General features: G+C 53.6%; 17 protein-coding genes. 12 read left to right on the forward strand and 5 right to left on the reverse strand.

What is annotated here, in order from left to right; genetic code table 11:
• Window positions 1-57 precede the first annotated feature (57 nt).
• Complete coding sequence (gene hypA, locus LG384_RS22525; RefSeq protein ID WP_045446686.1) at window positions 58-429, reverse strand: hydrogenase maturation nickel metallochaperone HypA; 372 nt, start codon at window positions 427-429, stop codon at window positions 58-60.
• A gap of 198 nt (window positions 430-627) precedes the next feature.
• Between hypA and hycA the strand changes: the two genes are divergently transcribed.
• The 9 genes from hycA to hycI all read left to right on the forward strand — a co-directional run bounded on the left by hycA (window position 628) and on the right by hycI (window position 8,508).
• Window positions 628-1,086: a formate hydrogenlyase regulator HycA gene (gene hycA / locus LG384_RS22530; protein ID WP_045446683.1), complete on the forward strand. Its 459-nt coding sequence runs from the start codon at window positions 628-630 to the stop codon at window positions 1,084-1,086.
• A 145-nt stretch (window positions 1,087-1,231) separates the two neighbouring features.
• On the forward strand, window positions 1,232-1,843 hold the full coding sequence (gene hycB / locus LG384_RS22535) for a formate hydrogenlyase subunit HycB (protein WP_045446680.1): 612 nt from the start codon (window positions 1,232-1,234) through the stop codon (window positions 1,841-1,843).
• Complete coding sequence (hycC, locus tag LG384_RS22540; RefSeq protein WP_045446678.1) at window positions 1,840-3,666, forward strand: formate hydrogenlyase subunit 3; 1,827 nt, start codon at window positions 1,840-1,842, stop codon at window positions 3,664-3,666. The genes hycB and hycC overlap by 4 nt, the downstream gene beginning before the upstream one ends.
• 2 nt (window positions 3,667-3,668) lie before the next feature.
• A complete protein-coding gene (locus tag LG384_RS22545) occupies window positions 3,669-4,592 on the forward strand; it encodes a respiratory chain complex I subunit 1 family protein (RefSeq protein WP_045446675.1) in 924 nt (307 codons plus the stop codon).
• A 17-nt stretch (window positions 4,593-4,609) separates the two neighbouring features.
• A complete protein-coding gene (gene hycE / locus LG384_RS22550) occupies window positions 4,610-6,319 on the forward strand; it encodes a formate hydrogenlyase subunit HycE (protein ID WP_045446672.1) in 1,710 nt (569 codons plus the stop codon).
• Window positions 6,320-6,328: 9 nt separating this feature from the next.
• A complete protein-coding gene (hycF, locus tag LG384_RS22555) occupies window positions 6,329-6,871 on the forward strand; it encodes a formate hydrogenlyase subunit HycF (protein ID WP_045446668.1) in 543 nt (180 codons plus the stop codon).
• The gene (gene hycG / locus LG384_RS22560; RefSeq protein ID WP_045446665.1) at window positions 6,871-7,638 is read left to right on the forward strand and encodes a formate hydrogenlyase subunit HycG; all 768 of its coding nucleotides are present in this window, start codon (window positions 6,871-6,873) and stop codon (window positions 7,636-7,638) included. The genes hycF and hycG overlap by 1 nt, the downstream gene beginning before the upstream one ends.
• Window positions 7,635-8,045, forward strand: coding sequence for a formate hydrogenlyase maturation HycH family protein (locus LG384_RS22565; RefSeq protein WP_003037385.1), 411 nt, complete (start codon window positions 7,635-7,637; stop codon window positions 8,043-8,045). Before hycG ends, LG384_RS22565 begins: the two co-directional genes overlap by 4 nt.
• Window positions 8,038-8,508 carry a hydrogenase maturation peptidase HycI gene (gene hycI, locus LG384_RS22570; RefSeq protein ID WP_225761552.1) on the forward strand — a complete coding sequence of 157 codons (471 nt, stop codon included), beginning with the start codon at window positions 8,038-8,040 and terminating at the stop codon, window positions 8,506-8,508. Before LG384_RS22565 ends, hycI begins: the two co-directional genes overlap by 8 nt.
• A 59-nt stretch (window positions 8,509-8,567) precedes the next feature.
• On the opposite strand, the gene LG384_RS22575 is transcribed toward hycI, so the two are convergent.
• From LG384_RS22575 to ascF, 3 genes are all read right to left on the reverse strand, one after another.
• Entirely contained in the window at window positions 8,568-8,807 is a 240-nt protein-coding gene (locus LG384_RS22575) for a SymE family type I addiction module toxin (protein WP_045446659.1), read from the reverse strand.
• A gap of 172 nt (window positions 8,808-8,979) precedes the next feature.
• Window positions 8,980-10,404: a 6-phospho-beta-glucosidase gene (locus LG384_RS22580; RefSeq protein ID WP_200012380.1), complete on the reverse strand. Its 1,425-nt coding sequence runs from the start codon at window positions 10,402-10,404 to the stop codon at window positions 8,980-8,982.
• Between the two features lie 22 nt (window positions 10,405-10,426).
• Window positions 10,427-11,881, reverse strand: a complete 1,455-nt coding sequence (gene ascF, locus LG384_RS22585; RefSeq protein WP_225761553.1) for a PTS cellobiose/arbutin/salicin transporter subunit IIBC — start codon at window positions 11,879-11,881, stop codon at window positions 10,427-10,429.
• Between the two features lie 263 nt (window positions 11,882-12,144).
• On the opposite strand from ascF, the gene LG384_RS22590 reads away from it, so the two are divergent.
• From LG384_RS22590 to hypF, 3 genes are all read left to right on the forward strand, one after another.
• Window positions 12,145-13,158 carry a LacI family DNA-binding transcriptional regulator gene (locus tag LG384_RS22590; protein ID WP_045446651.1) on the forward strand — a complete coding sequence of 338 codons (1,014 nt, stop codon included), beginning with the start codon at window positions 12,145-12,147 and terminating at the stop codon, window positions 13,156-13,158.
• Between the two features lie 145 nt (window positions 13,159-13,303).
• The gene (hydN, locus tag LG384_RS22595; RefSeq protein ID WP_003037366.1) at window positions 13,304-13,849 is read left to right on the forward strand and encodes an electron transport protein HydN; all 546 of its coding nucleotides are present in this window, start codon (window positions 13,304-13,306) and stop codon (window positions 13,847-13,849) included.
• A 102-nt stretch (window positions 13,850-13,951) separates the two neighbouring features.
• Window positions 13,952-16,189 carry a carbamoyltransferase HypF gene (hypF, locus tag LG384_RS22600; protein WP_225761554.1) on the forward strand — a complete coding sequence of 746 codons (2,238 nt, stop codon included), beginning with the start codon at window positions 13,952-13,954 and terminating at the stop codon, window positions 16,187-16,189.
• Here hypF and LG384_RS22605 read toward each other — a convergent pair.
• Window positions 16,190-17,445, reverse strand: a protein-coding gene (locus LG384_RS22605; RefSeq protein ID WP_225761398.1) for an IS3 family transposase whose coding sequence is annotated in 2 segments (ribosomal slippage) — window positions 16,190-17,094 and window positions 17,094-17,445 — 1,257 coding nt in all. Because the reading frame shifts where the segments join, the coding sequence is not laid out codon by codon here.
• Window positions 17,446-17,586: the final 141 nt, after the last annotated feature.

The raw sequence follows: 17,586 nt of genomic DNA on the forward strand, positions 1-17,586 counted from the left end.
GCATCTTCGCCTTTTCCGACCTACAAACGTGCTCTTTCTGTAGACTGGATAAGAGGCTTAAGCGTCGCCATCCGGCGCTGGAGTCTGGTCTATTTCTATTCGTCGAATCTGTAACCCGTCATCGGCCACAATTCTCAGCATGTCGCTATTGCATTGTGGACAGCGACGAACGCGTTGTGTCAGTAACGTGACGTATTGCTGACAGGACTCGCACCAACATTCGGCTTCTTGTTCTTCGAGGTGGAGTTTACAACCTTCTGCAAGGGTGCCACGGCATACCAGATCAAAACAAAAGGCGAGAGCGCTGGTTTCTACGCAAGAAAATGCGCCAATTTTGAGCCAGACCCCAGTTACCCGGTGAGCACCATGCTGTGCGGCCTGTTGTTCAATCAATTCCAGTGCCCGTTGGCAGAGGGTTATTTCGTGCATATCGCCTCCCATGTTGTTGTCGTTTCAAAAGCAATAAACATGCCAGGTTGAATTTTTCCTCTCGTGACAATGACGACGATGACGAAATGACATGTCGTCATGCATGCTTGTTTTTGTATCTTAATGAAAATAAAGAATTTTAATGTTGGCATGAAATATGCTTAAGGCAGTTAGTCTCTGCTAAACGGGTAACCTGACATGACTATTTGGGAAATAAGCGAAAAAGCCGATTACATCGCTGAACGGCACCGTCGCCTACAGGACCAGTGGCGTATTTACTGCAACTCGCTGGTACAGGGGATCACCCTGTCGAAAGCGCGTTTGCATCATGCAATGAGCTGTGCGCCGGACAAAGATCTGTGCTTTGTCCTTTTTGAACACTTCACTATCTACGTCACGCTGGCGGACGGCTTTAACAGCCATACCATCGAGTACTACGTTGAAACCAAAGACGGTGATGATAAGCAACTGATTGCACAGGCACAGTTGACCATTGACGGCAAAGTTGATGACCGCATTAGCAACCGCGATCGCGAGCAGGTGCTGGAGCACTATCTCGAAAAAATCGCCAGAGTCTACGACAGCCTGTACACCGCGGTTGAAAACAATATGCCGGTAAATTTAAGCCAACTGGTAGAAGGACATAACCCGGCATAAGCCTCGGGTGATGCTCGCTTGAGTCGTGATGAGATTTTTACGCTGTATCACGACATTTTAGGGAATGGACATGTCGAAAAATGTCGAAAATGACATTTGATAAACATGTTTTCGTCAAAAATGACTATCACCTGAGGAATGCCTGGTGAATCGTTTTGTAATTGCTGACTCCACTCTTTGTATTGGCTGCCACACCTGTGAAGCCGCCTGCTCAGAGACGCATCGCCAGCATGGCCTGCAGTCAATGCCGCGCCTGAAAGTGATGCTAAATGAAAAAGAATCTGCACCGCAGCTTTGCCACCATTGTGAAGATGCACCTTGTGCCACCGTTTGCCCGGTCAATGCGATTAACCGTGTCGACGGCGCCGTACAGCTAAATGAAAGCCTGTGCGTAAGCTGCAAATTGTGTGGGATCGCCTGTCCGTTTGGCGCCATTGAGTTTTCCGGCAGTCGTCCGCTGCACATCCCGGCGAACGCGAATACCTCAAAAGCCCCTCCGGCTCCACCAGCACCGGCTCGCGTCAGCACGCTGCTGGACTGGGTTCCAGGTATTCGTGCCATTGCGGTGAAATGCGACCTGTGTAGCTTTGATGAACAAGGTCCGGCTTGTGTACGTATGTGCCCGACGAAAGCCCTGCACCTGGTGAGCAATACAGATATCGCTCGCGCCAGCAAACGTAAGCGTGAGCTGACTTTTAATACCGATTTCGGCGATCTCACCTTGTTTCAGCAGGCTCAGAGTGGGGATGCAAAATGAGCGCAATTTCACTGATTAACAGCGGCGTGGCCTGGTTTACGGCTGCGGCGGTTCTGGCATTTCTGTTTTCATTTCATAAAGCGCTAAGCGGCTGGATTGCCGGCGTTGGTGGAGCAGTCGGCAGCCTGTGTACGGCGGCAGCGGGTTTCACCGTGCTGACCAATGCGCTGGCGGTCAGCAGCGTGATACCGTTTATCGGTCACAGCATGCAAATAACTCCACTGAACGCAATCTGGCTTATCACACTGGGTCTGTGCGGCCTGTTTGTCAGCCTGTACAACATCGACTGGCATCGTCATCCACAGGTTAAAGCCAACGGTTTGTTGGTGAATCTGCTGATGGCTGCGGCCGTGTGTGCAGTGGTTGCCAGCAACCTCGGTACGCTGGTGGTGATGGCTGAAATCATGGCGTTGTGTGCGGTGTTCCTGACCGGTTGCAGTAAAGAGGGCAAACTGTGGTTTGCTCTGGGCCGAATCGGTACGCTGCTGCTGGCGGTCGCTTGCTATCTGGTATGGCAACGCTACGGCACGCTCGAACTGCGTCTGCTCGACCTTCGCACCCAGGAATTGCCGCTCGGCTCTGACATCTGGCTGCTGGGCGTTGCCGGTTTTGGTTTGCTGGCCGGGATTATCCCGCTGCACGGTTGGGTGCCACAGGCACATGCCAATGCCAGCGCACCTGCTGCGGCGCTGTTCTCTACCGTGGTAATGAAGGTTGGCCTGTTGGGCATTCTGTCCCTGTCGCTGCTGGGCGGTAATGCACCGCTGTGGTGGGGCATTACCCTGTTGGTACTGGGGATGATCACCGCATTTGTTGGCGGTCTGTATGCGTTGATGGAGCACAACATTCAACGTCTGCTGGCGTACCACACGCTGGAAAACATCGGCATTATTCTGCTGGGGCTGGGTGCCGGCGTGACCGGCATTTCCCTTAATCAACCGGCGCTGATTGCACTTGGTCTGACCGGCGGTTTGTATCATCTGGTGAACCACAGTCTGTTCAAAAGCGTCCTGTTCCTGGGGGCTGGCAGCATCTGGTTCCGTACTGGTCATCGTGATATCGAAAAACTGGGCGGTATCGGTAAGCGCATGCCGGTGATTTCCCTGGCGATGCTGGTTGGTCTGATGGCGATGGCCGCGCTGCCGCCACTGAACGGGTTTGCCGGTGAATGGGTCATCTATCAATCCTTCTTCAAGCTGGGTAACAGCGGAGCGTTTATCGGCCGTCTGTTAGGTCCGTTGCTGGCGGTCGGGCTGGCGATTACCGGCGCGCTGGCTGTGATGTGTATGGCGAAAGTCTATGGCGTAACGTTCCTTGGCGCACCGCGTACGAAGGAAGCTGAAAACGCCTGTTGCGCACCGATCCTGATGGGGGTGAGCGTGGTTGCGCTGGCAGTCTGCTGTGTGATTGGCGGCGTTGCCGCACCATGGTTGCTGCCACTTATCTCTTCAGCTGTGCCACTGCCGCTGGAAACCGCGAACACGACCGTTTCCCAACCAATGATCACCCTGTTGCTGATTGCCTGTCCGCTGCTGCCGTTCATTATCATGGCGATTTTCAAAGGCAACCGTCTGCCGTCGCGTTCGCGCGGTTCCGCCTGGGTATGTGGTTACGATCACGAGCAGTCAATGGTGATCACCGCGCATGGCTTTGCTATGCCGGTTAAAGAAGCCTTTGCTCCGGTACTGAAACTGCGTAAATGGCTTAACCCGGTGTCACTGGTTCCGGGCTGGCAGAATGCGGCTGCACCGGTTCTGTTCCGTCGCCTGGCATTGATTGAGCTGGCGGTGCTGGTGGTGATTGTGGTTTCACGAGGAGCCTGAGAATGAGTGTTTTATATCCGTTAATTCAGGCGCTGGTGCTGTTTGCCGTTGCGCCGCTGCTGTCCGGCATTACCCGCGTGGCGCGTGCACGTTTGCACAATCGCCGTGGTCCGGGTGTTTTGCAGGAGTACCGTGACATTATCAAACTGCTGGGGCGTCAGAGCATTGCGCCTGCGGATTCCAGTTGGGTCTTTCGCCTGACACCATTTGTGATGGTCGGCGTCATGCTGACTATCGCTACCGCATTGCCGGTAGTGACGGTAGGTTCTCCGCTGCCGCAACTGGGTGATTTGATCACGTTAATTTACTTGTTCGCCATCGCCCGTTTCTTCTTCTCTATTGCGGGGCTGGATACCGGTAGCCCGTTCACCGCGATCGGCGCCAGCCGTGAAGCGATGCTCGGCGTACTGGTTGAGCCGATTCTGCTGCTGGGTTTGTGGGTCGCAGCGCAGGTTGCCGGTTCAACCCATATCAGCAATATCGCTGACACCGTTTATCACTGGCCTGCGGCGCGCAGCATCCCGCTGATTCTGGCGCTGTGCGCCTGTGCTTTCGCCACCTTTATCGAAATGGGCAAACTGCCGTTCGACCTGGCAGAAGCCGAGCAGGAGTTACAGGAAGGTCCGCTGACTGAATACAGCGGCAGCGGTTTTGCGGTGCTGAAATGGGGTATCAGCCTCAAACAACTGGTCGTTTTGCAAATGTTTGTCGGCGTGTTCCTGCCGTGGGGACAGATGGAAACCTTTACTGCGGGTGGACTGCTGCTGGCACTGGTGATAGCCGTCGTCAAGCTGATCCTCGGCGTGCTGGTCATCGCCCTGTTTGAAAACAGCATGGCGCGTCTGCGTTTTTGCGCCACTTCACGCGTGACCTGGGCCGGTTTTGGGTTTGCGTTTTTAGCGTTCGTCTCCTTGCTGGTGGCGTGATTTAAGAGAGTTTGAGCATGTCTGAAGAAAAATTAGGTCAACAATACCTTGCTGCACTGCACCAGGCTTTCCCTGGCGTCGTACTGGACGAAGCCTGGCAGACCAAAGATCAGCTGACCATCACCGTGAAGGTAAACTACCTGCCGGAAGTGGTGGAGTTCCTTTATTACAAACAGGGCGGATGGTTGTCCGTGTTGTTTGGTAACGACGAACGCCAGCTGTGCGGCCATTACGCGGTGTATTATGTCTTGTCGATGGAGCAGGGCACTAAATGCTGGATAACCGTTCGCGTAGAAGTTGACGCCAATAAACTGGAATTCCCGTCTGTCACGCCACGCGTACCGGCTGCCGTCTGGGGCGAACGTGAAGTGCGTGACATGTACGGTTTGATCCCGGTGGGGCTGCCGGACGAACGTCGTCTTGTGCTACCGGATGACTGGCCGGACGAACTCTATCCGCTGCGTAAAGACAGCATGGATTACCGTCAACGTCCGGCGCCGACTACCGATGCTGAAACCTATGAGTTCATCAACGAACTGGGCGACAAGAAAAATAATGTAGTGCCTATTGGCCCGCTGCACGTGACCTCCGATGAACCGGGTCACTTCCGTCTGTTCGTTGACGGCGAAAACATTATCGACGCCGACTACCGCTTGTTCTATGTCCACCGTGGCATGGAAAAACTGGCAGAAACCCGCATGGGTTATAACGAAGTGACTTTCCTGTCGGATCGCGTGTGCGGCATCTGTGGTTTTGCCCACAGCACCGCGTACACCACCTCCGTTGAGAATGCGATGGGTATCGTAGTACCGGAGCGTGCGCAGATGATCCGCGCTATTCTGCTGGAAGTTGAGCGTCTGCACTCTCACCTGCTGAACCTGGGGCTGGCGTGCCACTTCACCGGTTTCGACTCCGGCTTTATGCAGTTCTTCCGCGTACGTGAAACGTCAATGAAAATGGCAGAGATCCTCACCGGTGCGCGTAAAACTTACGGTCTGAACCTGATCGGAGGGATCCGTCGCGACCTGCTGAAAGAGGACATGATCCAGACTCGTCAACTGGCGCAACAGATGCGTCGTGACGTGCAGGAACTGGTTGATATGCTGTTGAGTACGCCGAACATGGAACAGCGTACCGTCGGGATTGGCCGTCTGGATCCGGAAATTGCCCGTGACTTCAGTAACGTTGGCCCGATGGTTCGCGCCAGCGGTCACGCGCGTGATACCCGCGCAGATCACCCGTTTGTGGGTTACGGCCTGCTGCCGATGGAAGTTCACAGCGAGCAGGGCTGTGACGTCATTTCTCGTCTGAAAGTCCGCATCAATGAAGTCTATACCGCGCTGAATATGATCGACTTTGGTCTGGATAACCTGCCTGGCGGGCCGCTAATGGTGGAAGGTTTTACCTATATTCCACACCGTTTCGCGCTGGGCTTTGCGGAAGCGCCGCGTGGGGATGATATCCACTGGAGCATGACCGGCGACAACCAGAAACTGTACCGCTGGCGTTGCCGTGCGGCCACCTACGCTAACTGGCCGACGCTGCGTTATATGCTGCGTGGTAACACTGTTTCCGACGCCCCGCTGATTATCGGTAGCCTCGATCCTTGCTACTCCTGTACTGACCGTATGACCGTGGTTGATGTGCGTAAGAAGAAAAGCAAAGTCGTGCCGTACAAAGAACTTGAGCGCTACAGCATCGAGCGTAAAAACTCGCCGCTGAAATAAGGAATCGCCATGTTTACCTTTATCAAAAAAGTCATCAAAACCGGTGCACCGACGTCGTCGTATCCGCTGGAGCCGATCGCGGTCGATAAAAACTTCCGTGGTAAGCCGGAGCATAATCCGCAGCAGTGTATTGGCTGCGCAGCCTGTGTAAATGCGTGCCCGTCAAACGCGCTGACGGTTGAAACCGATCTGGTCACCAATGAACTGGCCTGGCAATTCAACCTCGGTCGCTGCATCTTCTGTGGCCGTTGTGAAGAAGTCTGCCCGACGGCGGCGATCAAACTGTCTCAGGAATATGAGCTGGCGGTGTGGAAGAAAGAAGATTTCCTGCAGCAGTCTCGCTTTGCGCTGTGCAATTGCCGCGTATGTAACCGTCCTTTTGCGGTGCAAAAAGAGATTGATTACGCCATTGCACTGCTGAAGCATAACGGTGATAGCCGTGCGGAAAATCACCGTGAAAGCTTTGAGACCTGCCCGGACTGTAAACGCCAGAAATGCCTGGTGCCGTCTGACCGTATTGAACTGACTCGCCATATGAAAGAGGCCAGCTGATGAGCAATTTATTAGGCCCACGTGATGCCAACGGTATTCCGGTACCGATGACGGTAGATGAATCTATCGCCAGCATGAAAGCGTCGCTGCTGAAAAGCATCAAGCGTTCTGCTTACGTCTATCGTGTTGACTGCGGTGGCTGCAACGGTTGCGAAATCGAAATTTTTGCTACCTTGTCCCCGCTGTTTGATGCCGAACGTTTCGGTATCAAAGTTGTTCCGTCACCGCGCCATGCGGATATCCTGTTGTTTACCGGCGCGGTAACTCGCGCGATGCGCTCTCCGGCGCTGCGTGCCTGGCAATCAGCGCCAGATCCGAAAATCTGTATCTCTTACGGAGCCTGCGGTAACAGTGGTGGCATCTTCCACGACTTATACTGCGTATGGGGCGGCACCGACAAAATCGTACCAGTGGATGTTTACATCCCTGGTTGTCCGCCGACGCCTGCGGCGACGCTGTACGGCTTTGCGATGGCGCTGGGCCTGCTGGAGCAGAAAATTCACGCGCGTGCACCGGGTGAACTGGACGAACAACCAGCTGAAATTCTGCACCCGGATATGATACAGCCTCTGCGTGTGAAGGTGGATCGTGAAGCGCGTCGTCTGGCTGGTTATCGCTATGGTCGCCAGATTGCCGATGATTATATGACGCAGTTAGGGCAGGGCGAAAATCAGGTGGCGCGCTGGCTGGAAGCGGAAAACGATCCGCGTCTGACCGAGATCGTTACTCATCTTAACCATGTAGTTGAAGAGGCGCGTATCCGATGAGTGAAACGGTGGTGTTCAGTCAACTGAGCCGTAAGTTTATTGATGAGAACGATGCGACGCCCGCCGAGGCGCAGCAGGTTGTCTATTACAGCCTGGCGATTGGCCATCACTTAGGCATCATCGATTGCCTGGAAGCGGCGTTAACCTGTCCGTGGGATGAGTATCTGGCGTGGATTGCGACGCTTGCCGAAGGAAGCGAAGCCCGCCGCAAAATGGAAGGCGTGCCGAAGTACGGCGAGATCGTCATCGATTTTAACCATGTACAGATGCTGGCGCGTGCGTTTGATGACGCGCGCGCCGTACAAACTCCACAGCAGCAGGAATGGAGCAAGCTCATGCTCAGTATGCTCCATGATATTCATCAGGAAAGTGCCATCTATCTGATGGTGAGGAGACACCGTGACTGACGTTTTATTGTGTGTCGGTAATAGCATGATGGGGGATGATGGCGCGGGTCCGCTGCTGGCGGAAATGTGTGCTGCGGAACCTAAAGGTAACTGGGTGGTTATCGACGGTGGCAGTGCCCCGGAGAATGATATTGTGGCAATCCGCGAGCTGCGCCCGGCGCGTTTGCTGATTGTCGATGCTACCGATATGGGGCTGAATCCTGGTGAAATCCGCATTATCGATCCTGATGATATTGCCGAGATGTTCATGATGACCACGCACAACATGCCGCTGAGCTACCTGGTTGATCAACTGAAAGAGGATGTCGGCGAGGTGATTTTCCTCGGTATTCAGCCGGACATCGTTGGCTTTTATTACCCGATGACGCAGCCGATCAAAGAGGCGGTTGAAACCGTCTATCAACGATTAGCCGGGTGGGAAGGCCATGGTGGATTTTCGGAGTTAGAAGCACCTGAAGAGTAAACCGTATCAGTGCCGGATGTTTGCCGCATCCGGCCTGTTTTTCTCGCCTGCGCTGGTTGTTACTCCGTTGCCTGCTCAATAATTAATTTCCCCTGCATTACCGAAACATTCACCGCTGTGCCGGTAGGGAACCCTGCCTGTTCAAGCCAGTCACCGTTCAGCGTTAATGAGGCATGCCTGCTGATACGTAGCGTGAACCCGGTGTGACGATCCTCGTACCGCTTTCTGACATAACCTACTTTTAAACGACGTACGGGTTTGGTGATAACCACTGCTGTTTTGCCATTTTCATCAGACATGAGCCATTCCTTGTGGCGGAGGGTTAAGATTAAAAACTACTGAATAAAATGACAGTAAAAAAGCGCGGGGGCAAACCTGAAACTGGAAGGGTGATTCCACATTTGAAATGCAATGAATGAAATGAAGATGTAAAGCAATGCCGGAAGGTGGCAGAACCCTCCGGCAGGTAGATTACTCCAGGTCTGCTCCATTGCTGGCTATGACCTTTTTGTACCACCAGAATGACTTCTTACGTGTCCGTGCGAGCGTCCCGTTACCTGCATCATCCCGGTCCACATAGACAAAACCGTAGCGTTTGCTCATCTCGCCGGTTGAGGCGGAGACCAGATCGATACACCCCCAGGTGGTATAACCCATTAGCGGTACGCCATCTTCAATAGCGTCAGACATGGCGCGAATATGTTCGCGTAAATAGCTTATGCGATAGTCATCATTGATGTTGCCACTGGCATCCATCTCATCTTTTGCCCCAAGCCCGTTCTCCACCAGAAATAGCGGTTTCTGGTAGCGGTCATACATCATGTTCATGGTGATACGCAGACCCAGCGGGTCTATGCCCCAGCCCCATTCGCTGGCCTCAATGTAGGGATTGCGTAGCGATTTCACTACGTTGGCGGCGCTGGTATTGCCGGCATTCATTTCCGCCGAAGCGCAACGTGATGCGTAATAGCTGAAAGAGACAAAATCGACGGTATTTTTCAGGATCTCGTCATCTTCCGGGGCTTTCTCTATCACTACGCCTTTTTCACGAAACACCCGGGCTGAATAAGCGGGATAAGCCCCGCGCGCCTGGACATCAATGAAAAACAGGTTTTCGCGGTCTTTTTCCAGCGCGGTCCACACATCTTCCGGTTTGCATGAATAAGGATAAAAATTTCCGCCAGCCAGCATGCAACCAACCTGGTTGTGCGGGTTGATTTCATGAGCAATTTTGGTTGCCAGTGCACTGGCAATCAGTTCGTGGTGCGCGGACTGATATTTCACCTGATCCTGATTTTCACCGTCTTCAAACACCAGTCCCGCGCCTGAGAAAGGGCTGTGTAACATGATGTTGATTTCATTAAACGTCAGCCAGTATTTCACCAGACCGTCGAAGGCTTCGAAGCAGGTACGGGCGTAACGGGTAAAGAACTCCACCATTTTGCGGTTACGCCAGGAGCCGTACTCGGTCACCAGGTGCATTGGTACATCGAAGTGACACAGGGTAACTAATGGTTCAATACCGTATTTTTTGCATTCAGCGAATACCGCGCGATAAAAAGCGATACCTTCTTCATTCGGCGTGAGTTCGTCCCCATTCGGGTAGAGGCGGCTCCATGCAATTGAGGTGCGAAAAACCGTAAATCCCATTTCCGCCATCAGGGCGATATCTTCCTGATAACGATGATAGAAATCTATCGCATCATGGCTGGGATAAAACTCGTCATCCCGCAGCTGAAAGCGCTTTTCCTGACCCAGTTTGACGGGCATCCGGTGCGCGCCGTGTGGGATCATATCCACGGTAGTCAGCCCTTTGCCGCCTTCCCGATATGCCCCTTCAGACTGGTTGGCGGCCAGTGCGCCGCCCCATAAAAATCCTTGCGGAAAAACAGACATAGTAAACCTCAGTTATGGCCAGTCAGATGCTGGCTCCATTGATATTGCCCGGTTGCGCAGCCTGGTTTTTTCTGGCCTGTGCGGCTGCATCTTCGACGGGAATATCCTCAAAGCCGAGAAGTAGCGTTAATACAAAGGACAGCACAACTGCCAGCGCCATTACGCCAAATACCCAGACGATAGTCATTGGATTGGCCGGATCGAAAAACTGTACACTGGTGAATAGCCCTGGTGCTGCCATCGAGTGGCTTGCCAGCCCGGCCATTCCGGCAACGGCTCCACAGATAAAGCCACTGATAAGACTCGCAATCAGTGGACGTTTCAGGCGTACTGCCACACCGTACAGCGCGGGTTCGGAAATGCCCGCCATAATCGCGGAGGCTGCCGCCGCCAGCGCCGTCTGGCGCAGCTCAGGGTTTTTGGTTTTCCATGCCACAGCTAAAGATGAGCCGCCAAGCGACAGGTTGGCGCCGATTTCAGATGGCATGACCATGCCTTCTTTACCGGTCTCGGCGATGGTCTGAATAATGGTTGGTGTAAAGACGCGATGCATGCCGGTCATTACCAGCAACGGCCACAGCGCACCCATAATGGCGACTGAGAGCCAGCCCAGATAACCGTGAATGGTGTAAACCAGAGCCGAAATCGCGCTGCCGATCCAGATCCCGATCGGGCCAATGAGTACGATGGCGAGTGGGGCGGCGATCAGAACGATCAGCATCGGTTTAAGGAAGTTTTTCGTCACCGCCGGAGTGATGCGATCCACCCAACGCTCGATATACGACAGGCACCAGGTCATGACCAGCGCCGGGATCACCGTATACGTATATTTCACCGCAGTGACAGGGATCAGCGCAAACTCAACGTGTTCACCCTGTGCGGCCTTAGCCATCAGCTCGATAAAGCTTGGATGCACCAGTACGCCCGCAATGGCGATGGCCAGCGACATATTGGTTTTGAATTTAATGGCTGCCGAGGCAGCGACCATCAGCGGCAGGAAGAAGAATGCGCCGTCACCTATCACCGTCAGGATGGTCAGCGTTGAGGAGCCTTTTTCCAGAATGCCGGTCATCTCAAGGATCATCGCCAGCAATTTCAGCATCGATCCACCAATAATCGCCGGGATCAGCGGCGACATGGTACCGATCAGCGCATCGAGGATCCCCGCGCCAATACGCTTCAGGCTCAGCTTAGGTTTCACTTCCGACTCAGCAGGTTGCATATCACCAGGCAGCAGGTTGACGACTTCACGGTACGCTTGCGAAACGGTGTTACCAATGATCACCTGACATTGATTGTCGTTACGCACCACACCGAGTACGCCAGGGAGTGTTTTCAGTGTGGCGCTGTCGACCAGTGAGTCATCTTTGATAACGAAACGTAATCGGGTCATGCAGTGCGTCACTGCGGTGATATTCCCGACGCCGCCCAGAGCCGTCACAACGGAGCGCGCCAGCGCTGCATAATTCTTAGACATCGAATTTAATCCTGTTTTATCAGTAGGGTACGTTATGTCTTGCCGTTTACTCTGGTCTCATTTCTGTGTCGGTGAAACAGTGTTAGGAAACCGGTTTCATAAAAGCATGTTTATTTTTTGTAATATGAGCAAGCTTTAATTTTGATCGGTTATTATAAATGTGATTACGATCACCAGATATGGGGTGCTGCGGTTGAGCAGCGGGGACAGTAGCCAAACGGTGCAGTACACTGCGTCACATTGAGTGATAAGGGATGAGTAATATGACCACGATGCTGGAGGTGGCGAAGCGTGCCGGCGTGTCGAAAGCGACGGTTTCCCGGGTGCTTTCAGGGAACGGCTACGTCAGCCAGGAGACCAAAGATCGCGTGTTTCAGGCCATTGAAGAAAGCGGTTATCGCCCCAATTTGCTGGCGCGAAACCTGGCGGCGAAGAGTACTCAGACGCTGGGGCTGGTGGTGACCAACACCCTGTATCATGGCGTTTATTTTAGCGAATTGTTGTTCCACACCGCACGGATGGCAGAGGACAGGGGACGCCAGCTTTTGCTTGCCGATGGTAAACACAGTGCTGAAGAAGAGCGTCAGGCGATTCAGTACCTGCTCGACCTGCGTTGTGATGCGATTATGATCTACCCACGTTTTCTCAGCGTCGATGAAATTGACGATATTATTGATGCGCACTCGCAGCCGATTATGGTGCTTAACCGACGACTGCGCAAAAACAGCAGCCACTGTGTCTGGTGCGATCAAAAGCAAACCAGCTTTAATGCCGTAACGCAGCTTATCGCCGCCGGGCATAAGGAAATTGGTTTTATTACTGGTTCAATGGATTCTCCCACCGGCGTGGAGCGTCTTTCAGGCTACAAAGACGCACTGGCGCATCATGGTATTTCCTTAAATAATGATCTGATTGTTAAAGGAAAATGGACTCCAGCTTGCGGTGCTGCAGGGGTAGATACTTTGCTTTCACGCAACGTGAATTTTACCGCGCTGGTGGCCAGTAATGATGACATGGCAATCGGTGCCATGAAGCAACTACACGAGCAGGGTGTTAACGTTCCTGCGCAGGTGTCGGTTATCGGCTTTGATGATATCGCTCTTGCGCCATACACGATCCCGGCACTTTCCAGTGTCAAAATACCGGTAACTGAGATGATCCAGGAGACGATTGGACGCCTCATCTTTATGCTGGACGGCGGGGACTTTGCGCCACCAAAAACCTTCACCGGTGAGCTGATTCCTCGCGACTCTGTTGCGCCGTCAGTTTTGCGTTGATCGCTGTCGTTAGTCATCGTCACTAGTGACGATGACACATATCCTTCACGTACTGGGAAATAAAAATCCTTTTATAACAATGAATTAAAATCTGGCACGATTTGTGAATGCTTCGGCTGATATTCTGTCATTGCTGGAGAAATTGATGAACCGTTTCATCATTGCAGACGCCAATAAATGCATTGGTTGCCGTACCTGTGAAGTGGCCTGCGTGGTATCCCATCAGGATAACCAGGACTGCGCATCGCTGACCCCTGAAACCTTTTTACCGCGTATTCACGTGATCAAAGGCGTTAACGTCTCCACTGCGACGCTGTGCCGTCAGTGTGAAGATGCGCCGTGCGCTAACGTCTGCCCGAACGGTGCAATCAGCCGCGATAAAGGTTTTGTCCACGTAATGCAGGAACGCTGCATTGGTTGCAAAACTTGCGTAGTGGCCTGTCCTTACGGCGCAATGGAAGTCGTTGTTCGTCCCGTTGTTCGCAACAGCGGCGCGGGTCTGAACGTACGTGCAGAGAAAGCCGAAGCCAACAAGTGCGACCTGTGCCACCATCGCGAAGCTGGCCCCGCCTGTATGGAAGTTTGCCCGACTCACGCCCTGATTTATGTGGATCGCAATAAGCTTGAGCAACTGAGTGCAGAAAAACGCCGTCGTGCGGCGCTGGATTCCACCGCATCTTTGCTGTTCTGATCCCCGAAAATCCGCGTAAAATAAGGCGATATTTTTGCCGGATAGCGTTTCGCTTATCCGGCAAACGGGCATTTCAGGGAAACATGACCGCGGGAATTCATCATGACAATAAACCACCACTCCGGCGTACAGCTACGTATTCGCGGTAAGGTACAGGGCGTTGGATTTCGTCCCTTTGTCTGGCAACTGGCGCAGCGGCTAGAATTGCATGGCGACGTCTGTAACGACGGTGATGGTGTGGTGGTGCGAATGCTGGAAGATCCGGCGGTATTTATTGCCCAACTGCACCAACACTGCCCGCCGCTGGCTCGCATTGACAGCGTTGAGAGCGAGCCGTTTGCCTGGCCGCAGCAGCCTGCTGATTTCTCGATACGTCAAAGCGCAGGCGGGACGATGAATACGCAAATCGTGCCCGATGCCGCAACTTGTCCGGCCTGTCTTGTTGAAATGAATACGCCCGGCGAACGCCGCTATCGCTACCCCTTTATCAACTGTACCCACTGCGGCCCGCGTTTTACGATTATTCGTGCAATGCCATATGATCGTCCATTTACCGTGATGGCGTCATTTCCGCTTTGTCTCCAGTGCGATAAAGAATACCGCGATCCCTATGACCGCCGCTTCCATGCACAGCCGGTTGCCTGTCCGGCGTGCGGTCCACATCTTGAGTGGTTGAGCGCAGGCTTTCGGGCGGAAAAAGAAGACGCGTTGCAGTCGGCAGTGACACTGCTGAAAGCAGGTGGCATTGTGGCCGTCAAAGGGATTGGTGGATTCCATCTGGTTTGCGACGCGCGCAACGACAAGGCGGTGGCGATGCTCAGGACGCGCAAACACCGCCCGGCCAAACCGCTGGCGGTAATGCTGCCTGGTGATGATGGACTACCAGAGTCTGCGCGTCGTTTACTGGCCACCCCCGCAGCGCCAATAGTGCTGGTGAATAAGCAATATGTGGTTTCGCTGTGCGAGGGGATTGCGCCAGGGCTGATGGAAGTCGGCGTTATGCTGCCAGCCAACCCGCTACAGCATTTGCTTTTACAGGAAATGAATGGCCCGCTGGTGATGACCTCCGGCAACCTCAGCGGCAGACCACCTGCGATTACCAATGCGCAAGCGCTGGAAGATTTGCGCGAGATTGCCGATGGTTTTCTGCTGCATAACCGTGAAATCGTCCAGCGTATGGATGATTCCGTCGTGCGTGATAGCGGGGAAATGCTGCGCCGTTCCAGGGGTTACGTACCGGATGCTGTGGCGCTACCGCCAGGTTTTCGCGATGTGCCACCCATACTGTGCTTAGGCGCTGATCTGAAAAATACCTTCTGCCTGGTGCGAGGCGAACAGGCGGTTATCAGCCAGCATCTGGGAGATCTCAGCGACGATGGCATTCAAAACCAGTGGCGTGATGCGCTGCACCTGATCCAGAACATTTATGATTTCACGCCACAGCGTATCGTCTGCGATGCGCACCCTGGCTACGTTTCCAGCCAGTGGGCCAGTGAGATGAACCTGCCAACCGAAACGGTACTGCATCATCATGCTCACGCCGCTGCAAGTCTTGCCGAGCACGGCTGGCCGCTGGATGGAGGGGATGTTATTGCCCTGACGCTGGATGGTATCGGTATGGGCGAAAACGGTGCGTTGTGGGGAGGCGAGTGTCTGCGGGTTAATTATCGTGAGTGCGAACACCTCGGCGGTTTGCCTCCCGTAGCGCTGGTTGGTGGCGATCTCGCGGCTAAACAGCCGTGGCGTAATCTGTTGGCGCAGTGTCTGCGTTTTGTTCCTGACTGGCAACGTTACCCGGAAACGGCGTTACTGCAACAACAAAACTGGAGCGTGCTGGCACGTGCCATTGAGCGGGGAATTAATGCTCCGCTGGCGTCATCATGCGGGCGGTTGTTTGATGCCGTTGCGGCAGCGCTCCATTGCGCGCCGGAATCGCTGAGTTATGAAGGTGAGGCCGCCTGTACGCTGGAGGCGCTGGCCTCACAATGCGCGGGCGTTGAGCATCCGGTGAAGATTCCAGTAAGTGCTAATCAACTCGATTTGGCTGTTTTTTGGCAGCAGTGGCTGAACTGGCAGGCGACAGCGCCGGAACGCGCCTGGGCCTTCCATGATGCACTGGCGCGTGGGTTTGCCACGCTGATGCGCGAGCAGGCGGTCTCTCGCGGTATTAATACGCTGGCATTCAGCGGTGGTGTGATGCATAACCGGTTACTGTCGTCGCGGCTGGCATTTTATCTGGCCGATTTTACGTTACTGTTTCCGCAGCGTTTACCGGCAGGAGATGGGGGATTATCGCTGGGACAAGGCGTAATTGCTGCGGCGCGGGTGCTTACACAATGACTAGTCCTGATATAGGTTGACAGTTTTTTGTCTGTAAAACGCCTGATGAACATCATCGGGCGTTTTGTATTTCAGGGCCAGATGTGGCCGTTCATGGTTATAAATTGCCACGGACTCTTTTACCATCATCCGGGCTTGTGCAAGATCCTCCGGGCGCGAGAGTAAAAACTCATTTTTCAGTATCCCGTTTATTCTCTCAGCCAGCGCATTCTGGTAGCAATCGTAACCATCGGTCATTGAACAGGTTATTCCGTTTCGCTCATGAACTGACTGATAAAGTACCGAACAGTATTGCAGTCCTCTGTCAGAGTGATGTACCAGCGGACCTGTCGTTTTTCTCCGCCTCAGAGCCTGTCTGAACGCCTTTACCACGTTTTCTGTCTGCAGGTTTTCCCCGACATGGTAACCCACGATTTTTCTGGAGCAGGCATCGGTGACCAGACTCAGATAAGCCGTGCCGCTGCGCAGCGGAAGGTAAGTTATATCAGCGACCCAGACCTGCTCTGGCTCAAGGGGGGTAACCTGCTCAGGGCCGGGTTTCAGCAGATTAGGATGCCGGTAAAAGCGATGATGGCTGTTAGTGGTTTTGTGATATGCCCGTTTCACTGGCACCAGGAGCCGGTATTCATCCAGCAGGTTAAACAGATGGTCTCGTCCGATATTCAGCATTTTATCGGACTGAGTGTTCAGCAGATAGTGCAGTTTACGCGTACCGATTCGCGGCTGACGACACCTGACTCGGGCAACAAACTCAATAACCTGAGCATGATGTTCCTGTCTTTTTATGCGTCTTGTGTTGTCCTGATACCACGCCTGTCTGCTGTGCCCCAGGAACTGGCATGCACGCGTAACAGTTATTTTTGTGGCCGGACTTTGCGCGAGGACTTGCCGGGCCGCTTTTTTACAACGCTCACCCCGTAATCATTTTTCAGGACGTTGATAACCGACTCAAAAAACTCAGCTTTCTGGTTCGCCAGCTCAAGCTGTTCTTCAAGTTCCCTGATTCTTTGCTCGGGTGTAAGCGGGATAATCGTCTGAGCCACAGGCAGTTTCCTCTTCACCAGGTCAGGAAGTCCGGGACTCCAGTCAAGTCGGCCATACTTACGCAACCAGACAAGAACGGTGGAGCGCCCCTGAATACCATACCGCTGCTGGGCCTGTTTATAGGTCATCTCGCCTTTTTCAACCTGCTCAACAACAGCTATTTTAAAGGATAGAGGGTAATCGCGTTGGGTGCGTTTGAACTCAGTCATCATCACGTTCTCCGTATTTAAGTCAGGAACGTGTCAACGCTATTCAGGATGGGTCACAAAAATAAAAAAAGCCCCGGGACTGGCGGGGCAAGAAAAACAGGTCGGGGCATACCGACAAGTGGCAGCGCACATCCGTGTGCGTGA

Source organism: Citrobacter sp. Marseille-Q3906 (assembly GCF_916618775.1).
Lineage (GTDB): Bacteria > Pseudomonadota > Gammaproteobacteria > Enterobacterales > Enterobacteriaceae > Citrobacter > Citrobacter murliniae.

Bases quoted from the DNA above. Each gene is read 5' to 3' on its own strand.
- hypA (WP_045446686.1), bottom strand. From the start codon at position 429: ATGCACGAAATAACCCTCTGCCAACGGGCACTGGAATTGATTGAACAA.
- hycA (WP_045446683.1), top strand. From the start codon at position 628: ATGACTATTTGGGAAATAAGCGAAAAAGCCGATTACATCGCTGAACGG.
- hycC (WP_045446678.1), top strand. From the start codon at position 1,840: ATGAGCGCAATTTCACTGATTAACAGCGGCGTGGCCTGGTTTACGGCT.
- LG384_RS22545 (WP_045446675.1), top strand. From the start codon at position 3,669: ATGAGTGTTTTATATCCGTTAATTCAGGCGCTGGTGCTGTTTGCCGTT.
- hycE (WP_045446672.1), top strand. From the start codon at position 4,610: ATGTCTGAAGAAAAATTAGGTCAACAATACCTTGCTGCACTGCACCAG.
- hycF (WP_045446668.1), top strand. From the start codon at position 6,329: ATGTTTACCTTTATCAAAAAAGTCATCAAAACCGGTGCACCGACGTCG.
- hycG (WP_045446665.1), top strand. From the start codon at position 6,871: ATGAGCAATTTATTAGGCCCACGTGATGCCAACGGTATTCCGGTACCG.
- LG384_RS22565 (WP_003037385.1), top strand. From the start codon at position 7,635: ATGAGTGAAACGGTGGTGTTCAGTCAACTGAGCCGTAAGTTTATTGAT.
- LG384_RS22575 (WP_045446659.1), bottom strand. From the start codon at position 8,807: ATGTCTGATGAAAATGGCAAAACAGCAGTGGTTATCACCAAACCCGTA.
- LG384_RS22580 (WP_200012380.1), bottom strand. From the start codon at position 10,404: ATGTCTGTTTTTCCGCAAGGATTTTTATGGGGCGGCGCACTGGCCGCC.
- ascF (WP_225761553.1), bottom strand. From the start codon at position 11,881: ATGTCTAAGAATTATGCAGCGCTGGCGCGCTCCGTTGTGACGGCTCTG.
- LG384_RS22590 (WP_045446651.1), top strand. From the start codon at position 12,145: ATGACCACGATGCTGGAGGTGGCGAAGCGTGCCGGCGTGTCGAAAGCG.
- hydN (WP_003037366.1), top strand. From the start codon at position 13,304: ATGAACCGTTTCATCATTGCAGACGCCAATAAATGCATTGGTTGCCGT.
- hypF (WP_225761554.1), top strand. From the start codon at position 13,952: ATGACAATAAACCACCACTCCGGCGTACAGCTACGTATTCGCGGTAAG.